This window comes from Mechercharimyces mesophilus (assembly GCF_059818345.1).
Genome location: NZ_JCBAPH010000001.1, coordinates 846,270 through 863,327 on the forward strand (window position 1 = coordinate 846,270; position 17,058 = coordinate 863,327).

Sequence of the window (17,058 nt, forward strand, 5' to 3'; positions counted from 1 at the left end):
CAAAAAAAATAGAAACCGCCAACCTATGTAATAAAAATGGTTGACGGTTCGTGGATTATTGCAATCCAATGATGGCATCATAGATAGCGAGGAGGGTGGACGCGACTAGTCCAAGACTAAAGACCCCACCGATGACAAAGCCGGGCTTGTTATCCGTCCGTTTGTTATAAAGCGTTCCCACCACCGCTAAGATAGACATGATGATCATGATTATGACCATATACATAGGTATCTCCCTCGCTTCTTTCAAAAATCGATCCTTCTTATTATAAGCAAAATCCAAGCGAAAAAACAATGAACACTAAAAGAACAATGCTCCGCCACCAACGAAGAGTGTGGTAATAACCATTGAGACAATGATAATATAAACAACTACACGAATCCATTTTGGTTGCATAAATAGTTCACCTCTAACGTGTGGACAACTTACTTCAATGTTTAATTGTAGCGAAATCTGTCCCGGCTGTCCATAATCACCGACAGAAGCTCATTTTTTTGATATATTAGAAGGAGAGAAAGTCTAAGCAACTGCAGTGTGGGAGGAAGAAGACGTGTCAGAAAAATCGTTTGCAGAGCTGTATGCGGAATGGGAAGCCCAGACCCAAAAGCTCTTAGAAAAATACCCTGAACGAAAAGAAGAATTTTCCACCTTATCGGGTATTCAGGTGGAACGGTTGTATACGGATGATGAACAAAGAGAGACGCATGATGGAAAGCTCGGTCTTCCGGGAATGTATCCTTATACGCGTGGGATTCGCCCTACGATGTATCGTGGACGTTACTGGACGATGCGTCAATACGCAGGGTTTGGCTCTGCTTCGGAGACGAACAAGCGCTTCCGTTATCTATTGGAACAAGGTCAGACTGGACTTAGTGTCGCCTTCGACTTGCCTACGCAGATCGGATACGATTCCGATGATCCGATGGCGGCAGGCGAAGTTGGAAAAGTGGGAGTAGCAATCGATTCATTAGCCGATATGGAAATTCTCTTGCAGGAGATTCCCTTAGACAAGGTGAGTACCTCGATGACCATCAATGCTCCTGCCTCTGTTCTGCTGGCGATGTACCTAGCGGTAGGGGAGAAGCAAGGGGTTCCGTTAGCGAAACTGACGGGTACGATCCAAAATGACATATTAAAAGAGTATATTGCTCGTGGAACCTATATTTTTCCACCTCAGCCATCAATGCGCTTAATTACGGACATTTTTGCCTTCTGTGCGAAAGAGGTACCCAAATGGAATACCATTAGTATTAGTGGTTATCACATTCGTGAGGCGGGTTCGACCGCAGTACAGGAAATGGCGTTTACTTTGGCGGATGGGATTGCTTATGTGGAAGCTGCATTGGAAGCTGGATTGGATGTGGATCAGTTTGCTCCGCGGTTATCCTTCTTTTTCAATGCGCACAACTACTTTTTTGAAGAAGTAGCCAAGTTTCGTGCGGCACGCCGTATGTGGGCCCGTATCATGAAAGAGCGTTTTCACGCGAAAGATCCGCGTTCTTTGCAATTGCGGTTTCATACACAGACGGGTGGGTCCACATTGACAGCACAGCAGCCAGATAACAACGTGGTGCGCGTCGCTATGCAAGCGCTCTCAGCCGTACTGGGCGGAACGCAAAGTTTACATACCAATGCACGCGATGAAGCGTTAGCGTTACCGACGGAGGAATCCGCTCGCTTGGCGCTACGTACGCAACAAATCTTGGCGCATGAAAGCGGGATTGCGGATACGGTCGATCCGTTAGGGGGTTCGTACTACATTGAAGCGATGACGGATCGGATGGAAGAGGAAGCGAGCCAGTACATTTCCCGCATCGATGAGTTGGGAGGGGCGGTGAGTGCTGTAGAACAAGGTTATATGCAAAGAGAAATTCACCGTGTAGCCTTGGAGACACAGCGCGCGATTGAGTCGGGCGAGCAAGTGGTTGTTGGGATGAATGCTTTCCGTATGGAAAACGAACAAGAGCCAGAGTTGTATCGTGTGGATGCTGCTTTGGGCAGAGAGCAAGTCGAACGGCTTAACAAGGTGCGTGCGCAACGTGATCAGGTTCTGGTTGATCAAAGGCTGGCAACACTAAAAAAAGCGGCCCAAGGGACGGACAATTTGATGCCCCACATATTGGCGGCGGTAAAAGCGTACGCGACGGTGGGTGAAATTTGTCATGCCCTGCGCGACATATTTGGGGAATATCAACCGGTTTAATAAGAAATGGGAGTGAAGAAGATGGAGCGACCGATTCGGGTACTGGTAGCGAAACCAGGATTAGATGGTCATGACCGTGGAGCGTTGATCATTGCACAAGCACTAAGAGACGAGGGAATGGAAGTTATCTACACAGGTTTACGTCAATCGCCAGCACAAATTGCTGTAGCCGCGATCCAAGAGGATGTGGATGTGATTGGTCTTTCCTGTCTATCGGGTGCGCATAATGAGTTGTTTCCAGAAGTGGTGCGTCTTTTGCAAGAGAAAGGGGCAGAAGATATCCTCGTTGTAGGCGGAGGGGTAATTCCGCAAGAGGACATTCGCTTTCTCGAAGAAAAAGGGGTTGCCAAAGTCTTCACACCGGGAACAACGACCAAGGAGACGGCGGATTATATCCGGCAGGCCTTAGCAGAGAGGAAGACAACATCATGACAGTCTCCCCAGACAAAATTGGCCATATCGGGATTGCAGTGCGTAACTTAGAGAATTCGCTTCCATTCTATACAGACATTCTCGGGTTGGAATGGGAAGGAACAGAAGAGGTACCCAGTGAGCAAGTACGCGTCGCTTTCTTAAAGATTGGAGAAACGCGTATTGAGCTATTAGAGCCACTATCGCCAGAGAGTGCCATCGCCACGTATTTGGATAAACGAGGAGAAGGCATCCATCACATTGCGTTAAACGTAGAGGGAATGGAAGAGAAACTTTCCTTTTTATCTCAAGAGGGCATTCGCTTAATTCATGAACAGCCGAAAGAAGGTGCACACCAGTCGAAAGTGGCATTTTTGCATCCGAAGTCGACGGGGCGTGTGCTTTATGAGCTGTGTGAACCGAAAGAAGAGTAATACAAGGAAAGACGAAGGAATAAGGAGAGTTCCATTAAAGGTTGGATTATCGCTTGCATGATATAGAGGGGGCAATATGATGCATAAAAAAATCGATGAAATGTATCAGCGTCGCCGTCAAGTGGAGATGGGCGGTGGAGATGAACGACGGAAGAAGCAACATGCTCGTGGTAAATTGACCGCCCGTGAACGAATCCATTTACTCTTAGACGAGGATACGTTTGTGGAGACGAACTCATTTATCGAACACCGATCGACTAGCTTAGGGATGGATCAAGTAGAGGCACCCGGAGAAGGGGTGGTAACGGGTTATGGGAAAATCCACGGACGGCTGGTCTATGTGTTTGCACAGGATTTCACTGTCTTTGGTGGAGCATTAGGTGAGATGCATGCGCTCAAAATTGCCCGTATCATGGACCTAGCTGCGAAGAATGGAGCGCCGATCATTGGCTTAAATGACTCTGGCGGAGCCCGCATTCAAGAAGGAGTGATGTCCTTAGATGGTTATGGACATATCTTTTATCGGAACTCCATCTATTCAGGAGTTGTTCCGCAGATCTCGGTGATCATGGGCCCTTGTGCGGGAGGAGCCGTTTATTCTCCTGCTATTACGGATTTTGTTTTTATGGTGGAGAAGACCAGTCAGATGTTTATCACGGGTCCCAAGGTAATCGAAACGGTTACGGGAGAAAATATTAGCTCGGAAGACTTGGGTGGTGCCAAGGTTCATTCTACCATCAGTGGGAACGCTCATTTCACGGGCAAGAGCGAGCCAGAAGTGCTTGACGAAGTTCGCCGTCTCATGGGTTTCCTCCCGCAAAACAATATTGAAGATCCTCCCCGCCTCTTTCATCAAGAAGAGGAAGAATGGCGTGAAGAGCTGGCGGAAGTGGTGCCGATTGAGGGAACCAAGGTATACGATATACGCAAAGTAATTAATCTCGTTGTGGATGATGGCGATTTTATGGAAGTACAGCAAAGCTTTGCAAAGAATGTGGTTGTTGGTTTGGCTCGTATTGATGGGCAAACGGTAGGGATTGCTGCGAATCAACCCAAGGTGATGGCGGGTGGTTTGGATATCAATTCTTCGGACAAGCTCAGCCGTTTCATTCGTTTCTGTGACTCCTTTAACATCCCCTTTATTACGTTTGTGGATGTAACCGGCTTCTTCCCTGGGGTTAAACAGGAGCACGGTGGAATCATTCGCCACGGTGCGAAGATTTTGTATGCTTACTCTGAAGCTACGGTACCCAAAATCACGGTGATTACCCGCAAAGCCTTCGGTGGAGCGTATGTAGCACTCAATTCAAAAGCGATCGGGGCCGATATGGTATTTGCTTGGCCAAGTGCAGAGGTGGCGGTAATGGGACCAGAGGGAGCTGCCAATATTATTTATGGCCGCGAAATTGCGGGTAGCGAAGATCCGGATGCCACCCGTCAAGAAAAAATTGCTGACTACCGTGAACGTTTCGCTAATCCTTACGTCGCTGCTTCTCATGGAATGATAGACGATGTAATCGACCCACGCGAGACACGGAAAAAGCTGAAAGAAGCTTTGGAGATGCTCAAGACGAAGCGAGAAAGTCGCCCAACGAAAAAGCATGGGAATATCCCATTGTAGAGATGAAAGTCATTTACAAGAGAAAAAAGTACTTCTATGAAAGCATCCACTTAGTGAAATTTGATTTTACTAGGTGAAAACTCGCCCTTTTCATGGATGGAAGAGTGTGCAGGGTGTCCTTCGGAGTGACCTTGACAATGTTTCCGTGCAACCGTCATGAAGAAGAATTCCCTGGCCCTCCGCCATGTGATGAGAAAGTCTGAAACTCTCACGTAGTTTGCTTTGAGGGAGCATGAGTGTTTTCAATACAATCCTTCACTAGGTGAGACTCGATCTCATTAGATGAAAAAATCACCTTTGAAGATAAGGGTGAGAGCTCACCCTAAGAGTGGTTGGAAGATGGGCGAGCGGTTTCTCCTTGAGAGACTCTGAGCCGTGGATCAGGCAGCGAAAGGAGATGCCGCCGCCCATCAACCACGTAGCGAGAGAACATGGTGCTCCCACGTTAACTGCTCTCATCCGGGCGTGTAGAGGTAGAGCATGCGGTTCTATAAACAAGATGTCCGCTGGAACGTGAAAAAGCACCCCCCTTATGCTTGTTACTGCACGACAAAGGAAGTGAGTAGCTTGTTGAAATTGCCTTCCCCTGCTATCGATTATACATTTATTCGAAGTCCAAAGGATGATTGTCCTTGGAGTAAAGAAGGTCGATTAGCCCAAATCGAACAACGTGCATCCCTGGTTCGTGGCAAATGGACCGATCAATCACAAAAACGTAAAGTACCACGGGAAAAGCGTATAGGAGAGCGATCGTAGGGATATTTCCATATAAGCATGACGAGAAAGTAGTAACCAAGAGGAAAGGAAGAGGATCATGATACAAGAAAAGCGTATTCTTGAAGAGTTTCTCGAATTAGTAACCACAGATAGTCAAACAGGAGAAGAACGAGAGCTGTGTGATCTCTTGACGAAAAAATTAACCAAGCTCGGCTTTGACGTTGTCGAAGACGATTCCGCCAAAGTGACAGGACACGGATCAGGCAATTTAGTGGCCACTCTTCCAGCTACACGGGAAGAGGCACCCGCCATTTATTTTACCGCTCATATGGATACCGTTGCCCCAGGGAAAGGCGTGAAACCCTCCATTGAAGGAGGATACGTCGTCACGGATGGAACGACTACCTTGGGAGCGGACGATAAAGCAGGTTTGGCAGCGATGTTAGAAGGGGTGAAGACCGTTCAGGAACAGAATATCCCGCATGGTCGCATCCAATTTATTATTACTGCTGGGGAAGAGTCGGGTTTAGTAGGAGCAAAAGCGCTTGATGCCTCACTGATTGATGTAGATTTTGGATTTGCGATTGATTCCAATGGACCGGTGGGTCACATTGTCAATTCTGCCCCTTCGCAGGTGCTCTTTAAAGCTTCCATCAAGGGGAAATCTGCTCATGCGGGTGTCAACCCAGAAGATGGGGTGAGTGCAATACAGGTAGCCAGCCGTGCTATTTCCAAAATGCGCTTAGGAAGAATTGACCAAGAAACGACCGCCAATATTGGTAGATTCCAAGGCGGAACGGCCATGAATGTCGTGCCTGAGCAGGTGGAGATCATTGCAGAGGCGCGAAGTCGTGACGAAGGAAAATTACAGACGCAAGTGGATCATATGAAGCAGGCATTTGAGGAAGCGGCGACTGAATTAGGAGCTAGCGTTGAATTCGACGTGGATAAAATGTATCCTGCATATAAATTTGCGGAGTCAGATGAAATCGTGCAAAAAGCGATTGCTGCCGTGAAAAAGGTGGGAAGAACACCTGAGTTATTGGCAAGTGGAGGCGGCAGTGATGCCAATGTCATTGCTGGTCTAGGAATTCCCACAGTGAACTTCGGTATCGGGTATGAGGAGATTCACACCACGAACGAAAAAATGCCATTGCAGGAGTTATATAAAGCCGCGGAGTTAATTGTCGCATTAATTGAAGTTGCTGCGGAGTAAAAGAGCAATTAACAAACATAAGATTCGCTTCATGAGCCGTCCATTCTGGCTTATGAGGCGAGTTACATAGAGAAGCAGCAAGAGTACTTAAGAGGACTTATGACCTCTATTTCAATAATTGATGAAGGTTTTCCGGGGTGAAGCTTCAACTGCGGAGGACCGTAAGAATGACCGAGGAGGAAAGTTGCATGGTGAATGAGGAACGGATGTTGGATGAATTTCTAGAATTGGTACAGACGGACAGCCAAACGGGAGAAGAGCGGGAGTTGTGTGACCTTCTGACCAAAAAGTTGCACGCGCTTGGCTTTACGGTTAAAGAAGACGATTCAGCTGAGGTGACCGGCCACGGATCAGGTAATCTCATCGCCACTTTGCCTGCTACGAAGGAAGGGTTGCCAGCGATCTACTTCACGGCTCATATGGATACAGTTGCTCCGGGCAAAGGGGTAAAGCCTACGATCAAGGATGGATACGTGGTCACTGACGGTACAACGACGCTAGGAGCAGATGATAAGGCAGGTTTAGCTGCGATGCTGGAGGGAGTACGTGCATTACAGGAGCTAGGAACTGCGCATGGTCAAATTCAATTTATTATCACAGCAGGGGAAGAGTCGGGTCTTGTTGGCGCAAAACAATTGGAGGCATCGCTGATAGAGGCTGATTTCGGCTTTGCTATGGATTCCAATGGTCGAGTGGGACAAATCTATACTTCTGCCGTTGCCAAAGCCAGCTTGTCGGCTACGATTAAAGGGAAGTCGGCTCACGCTGGTGTGAATCCTGAAGATGGAATAAGTGCGATCCAAGTAGCAGCGCAAGCGGTTGCCAACATGCGCTTGGGGAGAATCGATGAAGAAACCACTGCCAACGTGGGGAAATTTCATGGTGGTACAGCCATGAATGTGGTGGCGGAGCAAGTGGAGATCGTAGCGGAGGCACGTAGTCGGGATAACAATAAGTTGCAGGCACAGGTAGACCATATGGTACAAGCATTACAGGGAGCGGCCGACGCTCTCCGAGCGCAAGTGGAAATTGCAGTGGATCATATGTATCCTGCCTATAAATTTACGGAACAAGATGAAGTGGTGCAAAAAGCGATTACTGCTGTGGAAAAAGTAGGGAGAACACCTGAATTGGTAGCAAGCGGGGGTGGCAGTGATGCCAATGTCATTGCTGGAATGGGTGTCCCCACTGTGAACTTTGGCATCGGATATGAAGAAATTCATACGACTAACGAACGCATGCCATTAGAAGAATTATACAAAGCAGCAGCCTTGGTCGTTGCACTAATTGAGGTTTCTGCTACTTAAAGTGGAAGGTGTCCAGTTGAATGGTTTCGAATTTCCATGATAAAGTGTGAGAGAGTCATTCCTTAGAGTTGGTGTGGGATCACAAAGATCATATCCTTCTGAGGACGTAAAGAGCCGAATGGACGCAAATCGAAAGTGGATTCAAAGATTGAATGCGAGTAGGTCCCGTTTGTTATCGTGGGATGATTTGATACAAGTGTTTGTTAGTAAAGCGAGTAGTAAATTGTTGTAGAAAGAGGGATTTCATGCGTATTACGTCTATTGAGCCTACGCCAAGCCCGTTATCGATGAAGATTAATGTAGATCAGCCGCTACCGGAAGGGGTGCGGTATAGTATTCGTGCAGAAAATAAAGGAGAAGCTCCTGACTATATTCAAAAGCTGATGGAGATTGAGGGAGTCAAAAGTATCTTTCAAGTACGTGACTTTCTCGCTGTCGATCGTCATCCAAAGGTAGGTTGGGAGACAATCTTGCCTCAAGTACGCTCCGTATTTGGTGAAGAGGAATCATTATCTGCCGTACAACAGGAGAAAGAGCTGAATGATCACTTTGGTGAAGTACAGGTATCTGTTCAGATGTTCCGTGGGTTGCCTGTACAAGTTAAAGTGACAGCGGGTGAGGAAACCAAGCGCGTGGCATTACCAGAGCGTTTTGCCGAGGCGGTGCTTCAGGCACAAGCGGCAGCAGACAATATGGTTATGGAACGCAAGTGGATCGAACAAGATATCCGCTACGGAGAGTTAGAGGAGGTAGCCGAGACGGTGGCCCAGGAATTTGCTGCCTCTTACGATGAAAAACGGTTAGGGTCACTTGTTAAACGTGCCCTGCGTGATGAGAAGGTGACAGCTGAACCGGAGCCGTTGGAGAAGTTATCGACGGAGGAAGTGGAGCAGGCATTAAATGAGTCAGATTGGAAAAAGCGTTATGCGGCACTTACCCGTATCGAAATGAATGAGGAAGCAATGCCATTACTAGGTAAGGCACTACAGGATGATAATATGTCCGTCCGACGCTTGGCAACAGCTTTCTTAGGGGAAGTAGATGATCGTACGGCAGCATTGCCTTATCTTTATCAGGCGATGAAAGATGCTTCAGCTACGGTGAGGAGAACTGCGGGCGACACACTCTCCGATATTGGCGATCCGGAAGCGATGGATGTCATGTGTGAATCATTAGAGGATCGGAATCGTATTGTCCGTTGGCGTGCGGCCCGCTTTCTCTTTGAAGTAGGGAATGAAAAGGCTCTACCTGCTTTGCGGAAAGCGGCAGATGATCCTGAATTTGAAGTGAAGATGCAAGCTCAGCTCGCGATTGAACGAATTGAAGGTGGTCATGAAGCGAGTGGCTCGGTGTGGCAACAGATGACTCGCCGTTTGGAAGCGGATCGAGAAGAAAAATAGAGGGAGCCTATCGCAAGAATGCTACCCTAACAACTCAGCTCATCAAAAGAGGGGCTGAGTTGTTTTTTTTATGTGGTTCTATAAAGGGTACTGTGTTGTTATTGCTCTGCCCGAAGGTAATCGGTGTTTAGTCAATTAGTTGTTCCGTTTCATAGTATAAAGTAGAAGGGAGTGAATCAAGATTAATAGAAATGAACAGACTGTTCGTGCTGCTCTCACAGGAGATTATACGACGTTGCAGCCGGTAGCTCAGAGGTATGTTATTTTAGGATCAAATGGCCCTTGTCCAAACAATGTAGTGGCCCAGCTTCCAACAGGGTTACTGGACCAACGTCCTTTGCGATTGGCTGCAGTCAATGTCGTTATTGATGTTGTCCGTGAATTAGAGACCTCCCGTGTACTGTTTCGCTTTAGTCCAAGTTGTACGAGGGTTGTTTCCACTCTGCGTGTCGTCGAAGTTCCGAATAGGTCCGTGAGAACACAACTTCTACGTATTCAACAATTTGAGGTCAGCCAAGATGATCCAACAGCTTTCGTTTTGTTTGTTAGGGAAGGCAATCGCGTTCGCTCTTTCCCTATTAATTTCAATCTAAATTCAGATAATGGAAATAACTACTCTCGTGTTCAACCTTATTAAAACTTAAAGTAGAGGCTGATTCCTTGGAATCAGCCTCTACTTAACTTACATACCCTAAGACCGAGAAGACTTTGTCTTTCGATTGCTTTTTTGATCAACTAGCGATCATATTTCGACAAGTGTCTGCACATTTCTGACAAATAGTAGCACATTGTTGGCAATGATCGTCACTCATTTGTGTACATTCTTGCGCACACGCGGAGCAAATGGTGGCACATAAGTCACACAATTGTGAAGCATAGGGGCTGCCGGACGTCATAAAGTGGGTGGCAGTGTCACAGATCTGAGCGCAATCCTGTAGGATGCGAATGCAATCCACCCGATTAGCAACATCGGCTTCTTGTAAACAGGCGGCTAGACACATACGACAGGCTTGACTGCATTCTCTGCAAGCATCGATACATACTTGAATAGATTCTGTAAAAGTAGGGCTTGTCATCGTCGGCATTGCGGTCACTTCTTTCTGGTTAGGGTCATTCTCCTCAAAGTATGTGTAGACGAGTGAGGAATATACAACAAGATAAAGAGTCGGCAATATTTACGGTGGGAAATGACGCTCTTTCATTTTTCTGCATAGGATACTTTAGTCTGGAGTGAATGAGGAGAAGTGATAAGCGTGTTCGGACAAGAAGTTCGTAAAGAGGAGAATCTGCCTGTTCAAGAAAATCTCTCTTTTGGATTTGAGAACGCAAGAAGACGGGCTGACTATTCTTTTGATGAGGACAGCGTGATGTTTCGATTTGAGAGAGAAGAGTTATCGCCTACCATTCATGCGCCTTATGTTCATTTAGTGATGCAGTTCCACAATATTGAGACTTCATTTCCCCGATTAGTAGAAACCAAGCCTACTTTTTTCTTTGGCAAAAAGGCTGGCGAAGTTCACTATGAGGAGATATGGCCAGGAATTGGAGCCACTTTTTGGGGAAATGCCGAGCAAATGAAGTACGAATTTACCCTTCAGCCAGGAGCGAGTATTGAAAATATCCGTTTTTCTTATTTAGGGAGTACAAAGATTACCCGTTTGGCAGAAGGAGATTTACGCATAGAGACGCAGAGTGGAACGGTAACGGAAAAGCGACCCATCAGCTATCAAGCGGGAAGAGAACTGGATACCCAATTTGTTTTGTTTGCCGATCAGACTATAGGGTTTCAACTGGCAGAGGAGTATGACCCCACTCAACCACTTACGATTGATCCCATTGTATTTTTTTCCACTTATTTGGGAGGCAGTAATGATGATTGTGGCGAAGGAATTGCTGTTGATAATCTCCAATGCCCCTATGTAACCGGGTTTACCATTTCTGCTGACTTTCCCATTACATCGGGGTCCTTTCAAACGAAATTTCCTGCTGTCGCACAAAGTGTGTTTGTGACCAAACTCAACCGTACAGGCTCCTCGCTCGTTTATTCCACTTTTTTGGGAGGGACAGTTAGTCAGTTTAGTTCCTCGATTGACGTGGACGCTGAAGGGGCTGCCTATGTTACAGGAGCAACAACATCCACCAATTATCCTGTTACGTTGGGTGCGTTACAAACAGTGACCGGTCCACTAGCAAGCGCATTTGTTACCAAAATAGCCCCTTCCGGCTCCTCATTGATTTACTCTACCTACCTGGGAAATACGGCAGAGACTCTTGGGAATGGCATTGTAATCGATGATAATGGATTCGCTTTTGTGGTAGGGAGTTCAAATGGCCCGGGATTTCCTGTCACTAGCGGTGCCTTTCAAACCATGACCGCGGGCTTTTTTGATGCATTTATTAGTAAATTGTCTATAGATGGTTCTACTCTTGTCTATTCAACTCTCTTAGGGGGTGGGGGCCTATCCAACACTTCTAATATTGGAATGGCTATTGATATCGACCCTGAAGGGAATGCGTATGTCGCAGGAAGGACGGATTCTCAGGAATTTCCCACGACACCCGGAGCTTTTCAAACGAAGAGTCCAGGAGGGGGTGTTGCAGACAACGGCTTTGTTTCTAAACTAAATGGAGATGGAACATCGCTTCTGTACTCTACCTATCTAGGTGGGAATTCGAATGATCAATGCAATGCGTTGGTTGTCGATGCGACGGGCTCTGCTTATGTAACAGGGGAAGCCAATTCGGCAAACTTCCCTGTTACTCCTGGCGCCTTTCAAACCGTTGTCCCGATTACTGGTGGGGCGGTCTTTGTCACCAAACTAAACCTGTCGGGATCAGCCCTCGCCTATTCGACGATTCTAGCTGGAAACGATGCCTCGGAAGGAGACGGAATCACGGTGGATTCGTTTGGAAATGCGTGGGTAACAGGAGCGACAGAGGCTAGAAACTTTCCAATAACAGCGGATGCCTTTCAGAGACGGTTTGTCGGCTTATCAGACATTTTCCTCACACAAGTGAATTATGCCGGGACCGGCTTGATCTTCTCTACTTATTTTGGAGGGGATGGAGAGAATGATGGGACATCGCTTGCGATCGATGAGTTGGAGCGAGTCTATGTTACCGGTGGAACATCAGCTCGGGATTTTCCTGTGACACCAGGAGCTTTTCAGTTAAGTCTTAACTCTGGTGTCGGGAGTGGAGATGCATTCGTATTAAAAGTGGGCTCTGTCACTCCCCCAGGCGAGAGAGGCGCAACAGGATCGGTTGGACCTGGTGGCCAACGTGGATTAAGAGGCGCGAGGGGTGCTCGGGGAGAGGCGGGAAAGGGTAATTAAGGATATCTTCGGATTGCAAAGGAGTTAGCATGCAAATGGGAAGATAATCTTTCACTCTAGAATTTAGCCTCCTCACCCAATTTAAACATTGGTGAGGAAGCTCTTTGTTTGTTTGAATTGGCATAGACCTTCGATACGGATCAAGATAAAAAGCTGTACTTTTTGCCCGATCTTTCTTAAAATTATATTTATATACGATTTTTCAGCTTTTCTTTTTGAATTCATGGTAATTCAGTAAGTAGGAAGTAGGGGGTTCCATATTGTCTCGGACATATTCGCAGTATCAAAAGGCATTTGCTCAAGTACCCAAGCCGTTTGCCTATGTTGATCTGGATCTATTGGATGAAAACGTGACAGCGATCCTGCAGAGAGCACAGGGAAAAAACATAAGGATTGCCAGTAAATCGATCCGTAGTCTTCCTCTTATTCGACACCTTCTTACCTCTCACCCTAGTATCAGAGGAGTAATGTGTTTTACAGCGGAAGAAGCGCTCTATTTAGCGGATAACGGCTTACGAGATTTATTGGTTGCTTACCCCATGTGGGAGCGTACCCATCTGGAAAAGGTTGTGCAAACACATAAAAAAGGAGCGGGCATTACCTTAATGGTGGACTCTATTGCTCATGTTCATCATTTAGAGGAAATCGCTAAACAAGAAGCAGGAGAATTGGATCTTTGTATCGATCTCGATCTCTCTCTTTCTCTACCGGGATTACACTTTGGGGTCCGTCGCTCCCCATTAAGAACCACAGAAGATGTGATTCAGCTTGCTGAGGCTATCTTAGCTTCTTCTTATCTGAAGCTAGTAGGACTGATGGGGTACGAAGCACAAATTGCGGGAGTGGGAGATCGCTATCCCCAGCAATGGATGAAGAATAAACTGGTCCAATGGTTAAAAAAGCGATCCATCCCCCAGATACAGAAGCAAAGAGCAGAGGTGGTTACAGCACTTCGCGATCGAGGAGCTCAGCTTCGCTTTGTGAATGGAGGCGGTACAGGAAGCCTTGCCTCCACTTGTCGTGAGGAAGCCGTTACCGAGGTAACGGTCGGCTCAGGCTTTTTCTCTCCCGCTTTGTTTGATTACTATCGTGATTTTCGCTTTCAACCTGCTGCTGGCTTCGCCTTAGAGATCGTGCGAGAACCAGACACCAGGCATTATACCTGTTTGGGCGGCGGTTATATCGCTTCGGGCGCTACAGGAAAAGATAAAACGCCCAAACCATATTTACCAGAAGGTTTAAAGTTATTGTCGATGGAAGGGGCAGGTGAAGTACAAACCCCTTTTCGTGCACCGCAGTGGCTCGACTTGCAAATAGGAGACCCCGTCTTCTTTCGCCATAGCAAAGCGGGCGAATTATGCGAACGTTTTCGTTATTTATACCTTTATCGCAATCGTAAAGTTATTGAGCGTGTAACCACTTATCGAGGTGATGAACAATGCTTTCTATAGGACTAGACACGAAAGAAAGAAAAGAAAAGAAATCATGGAGCAATTGGTCTGGAGACGTGCAATGTACGCCTCAGCAATGGGTCGCCCCTAGCGGAGTGGACGAGCTAAGAGAAGTTGTAAAAGCCAGTTATGAACAGGGAAGAAGTGTGCGCGTCGTTGGATCGGGTCACTCTTTCACCCCTCTGGTAGAGACGAATGATACGATCGTCTCCTTGGATGAGCTACAAGGCATCATTCAGCTGGATGCGGAGAAAGCAGAAGCAAAGGTATGGGCAGGGACGAAGTTGTACACCCTTGGCGATGCATTGGCAGAGCGGGGATTTGCGCAGGAAAACCTAGGGGATATTAATGTTCAGTCGATTGCAGGTGCCATCAGTACGGGAACTCATGGAACAGGACGTGCTTTTGGAAGTTTAGCAACACAAGTGAAAGCGGTTACAATTCTGACATCAGAAGGAGTAGAGCGCACCTTCTCGCGAGAAGAGCAGGCAGGATGGTTCCCAGCAGCCCAACTTACCCTTGGTTCTCTAGGGATCGTAACCAATTTGACTCTTTCCCTGGAACCGAAATATCACCTGCGTTTTCAGAGTGAACGTGTCCGTTTGTCGGAGTGTCTGGACCGACTAGATGAATATAATGAGAAGCACCGTCATTTTGAGTTCTACTGGTTTCCCTATACGGATTGGGTTCAGAAGAAAACATTAGATAAAACGAATGAGGAAGCGACCCGCTCAACTTTATGGAACCGGTTTAATAAAACCGTGGTTGAAAATGGAATGTTTTGGTTGGTATCCGAATGTTCTCGCCTTATCCCACAAACCAGCCGTTCCGTTAGTAAGCTGTCGGCGCGTGCTGTACCTAGCTTAAAGGAAGTAAATGAAAGCCATCGCCTCTTTGCTACCCCTCGGTTGGTTCGCTTTCATGAGATGGAGTATAGCATACCAGCGGAACGCCTTTCGCAAGTATTAAAGGAGGTACAAGCTTGTATAGAGAAGTACCGCTTTGCTGTCCATTTTCCACTGGAATGCCGCTATGTGAAAGCAGACGATATCTGGCTGAGTCCTGCTTATGGTCGTGATTCCGCATATATTGCCGTTCATATGTATAAAGGAATGCCCTATAAGGAGTATTTCGCGGCTTTGGAGGAGATCTTCCTTCGGCATGAGGGGCGTCCTCATTGGGGGAAGATGCATACACTGACTGCCGAAGAGTTGAAGAATCGATATCCCAAGTGGGAGGACTTTCTACGCGTGCGACAAGAATTAGACCCGACCGGTGTCTTTCTTAACCCTTATCTGAAGAGGGTGTTTGGATTGGAGACAAGAGAAAGAGAAACAGTGGGAGTACAAACGGGATAATAGAGAGATAGGAAAATACCTCACTAAATAGATGTTTATAGAAAAGACGGTCCTACACAGGATCGTCTTTTCTATGAAAGTCTCTATGTGATGCCGCTTATTTCCACTTATGAGAAATCGGCTGTTGAAGATAGGGGTGAAAGCTCCCCTAAAGATGAATGGAAGATGCCGCCTGCCTATCAATCAGGCACCGAGAGAACAGGGTGCTCTCAGGTAGTGCACTTTCATCCGGGGCGTGTGGCACCAACCATGCTAAGAATGATTGGAAGATGGGCGAGCGGATTTCCCATCAAGTAAACATCGATAAACCGATACCGACACCACATAGAGCGCAACCAATCACAACATATAGAGTAGCACGACGGGCATTATTCTCTTTTTCTTGCTTGGGACGATTGCTTTCTACTTGTGCATCCATGTAACCCTCATCACGATTTCCCATCGCCACTTTCGCCATATAGAGCAAGAGTAGACCAGCTAGAACCAAAAGAATACTAATGGTTGTAAACATAAACCTCCTCCTCCTATACAAATATAAGAGGGTATTCGACTTGTTACCTAGGGTATTCCTTCTATGAGAACAAGTTTTTGAGAGTAGGGTCAGTACAAAAAATATAGTGAAAACTATCATATCTCTCTTCTTTGCACATAGAGATAGAGAAAGAAATGAGTGGAAAGGGGAGGCAGGGAAAATGAAGCAGAATATAGTGAGCAAACGAAAGAGTGGGGCGGGAAGAAGGAGAAGAAATCGACTGAGTGAGAAAATCAAACAAAACATCCAACTCCATTTTTCGCAATATGTGTTTGTACTGGTGCTCTTTATTATGGGCCTCATCTTCGGTGCGGTCATTGTAAATACACTATCACCTACACAGAAAGAGGAATTACTTCATTATATGGGTTATTTCTTTCAGGGATTGGACCAACAGACGATTGCTGATCCGAAGATGGCGTTTCAACATTCTTTAGGAAACCATTTAAAGACGCTAGGGCTCATGTGGATTTTGGGGCTCTCAGTCATTGGGATTCCCTTTGTGTTATTATTGGTTTTTTTCAAGGGGTTGGTCATCGGCTTTACCATTGGTTTTCTTGTCAACCAACTCTCATGGCAGGGACTTTGGTTCGCTTCATTGTCGGTCGTCCCTCAAAATTTACTCGTGGTTCCAGCAATGATGATCTTGGCAGTGTGGGCGATGCAATTTGCCTCATTACTCATAAAAAATCGTCTCATTGCACGTCGGGGGAGCATTTATCCGCAGTTCTTGTCTTACGCGATGGTTGCGATGGTCTTAGTAGGTGTCTTCCTGGCGGCTTCACTCATGGAAGCGTATTTATCCCCTCTTCTGATGCGTTCAGCGATCCCTGAAGCAGCGATCCTGGTAACCATGCTTGTGTAGATAGCTACTTGTTATGGCCATTTACACGAAGTAAAAACTCTTTTACTGTAAGGTCGTGTTGGGCTAATTGCCTCAGCATGGCCTTTACTTGCCACCCTTTTCCTACGATCCGTAATTGATTTCGCCCTGTGTCCATTCTCATGGTTAGTCACCTCCTGTAAAATGGTTTTACCTGAATATATGCCTAACAGTTTACTCGAAAGACGG

18 protein-coding genes are annotated in these 17,058 nt (G+C 46.6%); 13 read left to right on the top strand and 5 right to left on the bottom strand.

The features are described from left to right. Window positions 1-55: 55 nt before the first annotated feature. Both AC6RGY_RS04350 and prli42 read right to left on the bottom strand, forming a co-directional pair. Complete coding sequence (locus tag AC6RGY_RS04350) at window positions 56-226, bottom strand: hypothetical protein (protein ID WP_499859967.1); 171 nt, start codon at window positions 224-226, stop codon at window positions 56-58. A gap of 75 nt (window positions 227-301) precedes the next feature. Beyond that, window positions 302-397 (bottom strand): stressosome-associated protein Prli42, encoded by a 96-nt coding sequence (gene prli42, locus AC6RGY_RS04355; RefSeq protein ID WP_499859968.1) that lies wholly within the window; start codon window positions 395-397, stop codon window positions 302-304. Window positions 398-551: 154 nt separating this feature from the next. On the opposite strand from prli42, the gene AC6RGY_RS04360 reads away from it, so the two are divergent. From AC6RGY_RS04360 to AC6RGY_RS04400, 9 genes are all read left to right on the top strand, one after another. Further along, the gene (locus AC6RGY_RS04360) at window positions 552-2,204 is read left to right on the top strand and encodes an acyl-CoA mutase large subunit family protein (protein ID WP_499859969.1); all 1,653 of its coding nucleotides are present in this window, start codon (window positions 552-554) and stop codon (window positions 2,202-2,204) included. A 21-nt stretch (window positions 2,205-2,225) separates the two neighbouring features. Then, window positions 2,226-2,636, top strand: a complete 411-nt coding sequence (locus AC6RGY_RS04365) for a cobalamin B12-binding domain-containing protein (RefSeq protein ID WP_499859970.1) — start codon at window positions 2,226-2,228, stop codon at window positions 2,634-2,636. After that, window positions 2,633-3,049 carry a methylmalonyl-CoA epimerase gene (gene mce, locus AC6RGY_RS04370; RefSeq protein WP_499859971.1) on the top strand — a complete coding sequence of 139 codons (417 nt, stop codon included), beginning with the start codon at window positions 2,633-2,635 and terminating at the stop codon, window positions 3,047-3,049. Before AC6RGY_RS04365 ends, mce begins: the two co-directional genes overlap by 4 nt. Before the next feature lie 79 nt (window positions 3,050-3,128). Continuing rightward, window positions 3,129-4,670, top strand: a complete 1,542-nt coding sequence (locus AC6RGY_RS04375; protein WP_499859972.1) for an acyl-CoA carboxylase subunit beta — start codon at window positions 3,129-3,131, stop codon at window positions 4,668-4,670. Between the two features lie 480 nt (window positions 4,671-5,150). Then, a complete protein-coding gene (locus tag AC6RGY_RS04380) occupies window positions 5,151-5,426 on the top strand; it encodes a hypothetical protein (protein WP_499859973.1) in 276 nt (91 codons plus the stop codon). Between the two features lie 58 nt (window positions 5,427-5,484). Further along, a complete protein-coding gene (locus AC6RGY_RS04385; protein ID WP_499859974.1) occupies window positions 5,485-6,603 on the top strand; it encodes a M20/M25/M40 family metallo-hydrolase in 1,119 nt (372 codons plus the stop codon). Window positions 6,604-6,791: 188 nt separating this feature from the next. Continuing rightward, window positions 6,792-7,910 carry a M20/M25/M40 family metallo-hydrolase gene (locus tag AC6RGY_RS04390; protein WP_499859975.1) on the top strand — a complete coding sequence of 373 codons (1,119 nt, stop codon included), beginning with the start codon at window positions 6,792-6,794 and terminating at the stop codon, window positions 7,908-7,910. Between the two features lie 245 nt (window positions 7,911-8,155). Beyond that, window positions 8,156-9,310 (top strand): conserved virulence factor C family protein, encoded by a 1,155-nt coding sequence (locus tag AC6RGY_RS04395; RefSeq protein WP_499859976.1) that lies wholly within the window; start codon window positions 8,156-8,158, stop codon window positions 9,308-9,310. A 235-nt stretch (window positions 9,311-9,545) separates the two neighbouring features. After that, on the top strand, window positions 9,546-9,947 hold the full coding sequence (locus AC6RGY_RS04400; protein ID WP_499859977.1) for a hypothetical protein: 402 nt from the start codon (window positions 9,546-9,548) through the stop codon (window positions 9,945-9,947). A gap of 94 nt (window positions 9,948-10,041) precedes the next feature. On the opposite strand, the gene AC6RGY_RS04405 is transcribed toward AC6RGY_RS04400, so the two are convergent. Then, window positions 10,042-10,395: a four-helix bundle copper-binding protein gene (locus tag AC6RGY_RS04405; RefSeq protein ID WP_499859978.1), complete on the bottom strand. Its 354-nt coding sequence runs from the start codon at window positions 10,393-10,395 to the stop codon at window positions 10,042-10,044. A 168-nt stretch (window positions 10,396-10,563) separates the two neighbouring features. On the opposite strand from AC6RGY_RS04405, the gene AC6RGY_RS04410 reads away from it, so the two are divergent. From AC6RGY_RS04410 to AC6RGY_RS04420, 3 genes are all read left to right on the top strand, one after another. Then, a complete protein-coding gene (locus tag AC6RGY_RS04410) occupies window positions 10,564-12,645 on the top strand; it encodes an SBBP repeat-containing protein (RefSeq protein WP_499859979.1) in 2,082 nt (693 codons plus the stop codon). Between the two features lie 257 nt (window positions 12,646-12,902). Then, window positions 12,903-14,096, top strand: coding sequence for an amino acid deaminase/aldolase (locus AC6RGY_RS04415; RefSeq protein WP_499861461.1), 1,194 nt, complete (start codon window positions 12,903-12,905; stop codon window positions 14,094-14,096). Further along, a complete protein-coding gene (locus AC6RGY_RS04420) occupies window positions 14,084-15,454 on the top strand; it encodes a D-arabinono-1,4-lactone oxidase (protein WP_499859980.1) in 1,371 nt (456 codons plus the stop codon). The genes AC6RGY_RS04415 and AC6RGY_RS04420 overlap by 13 nt, the downstream gene beginning before the upstream one ends. Before the next feature lie 289 nt (window positions 15,455-15,743). Here the strand turns inward: AC6RGY_RS04420 and AC6RGY_RS04425 are convergent, their stop codons facing one another. Further along, window positions 15,744-15,965: a hypothetical protein gene (locus tag AC6RGY_RS04425; protein ID WP_499859981.1), complete on the bottom strand. Its 222-nt coding sequence runs from the start codon at window positions 15,963-15,965 to the stop codon at window positions 15,744-15,746. Window positions 15,966-16,146: 181 nt separating this feature from the next. On the opposite strand from AC6RGY_RS04425, the gene spoIIM reads away from it, so the two are divergent. Beyond that, complete coding sequence (gene spoIIM, locus AC6RGY_RS04430; RefSeq protein WP_499859982.1) at window positions 16,147-16,851, top strand: stage II sporulation protein M; 705 nt, start codon at window positions 16,147-16,149, stop codon at window positions 16,849-16,851. 4 nt (window positions 16,852-16,855) lie between these two features. Here the strand turns inward: spoIIM and AC6RGY_RS04435 are convergent, their stop codons facing one another. Next, entirely contained in the window at window positions 16,856-16,993 is a 138-nt protein-coding gene (locus tag AC6RGY_RS04435; protein WP_499859983.1) for a hypothetical protein, read from the bottom strand. Between the last annotated feature and the right edge of the window lie 65 nt (window positions 16,994-17,058).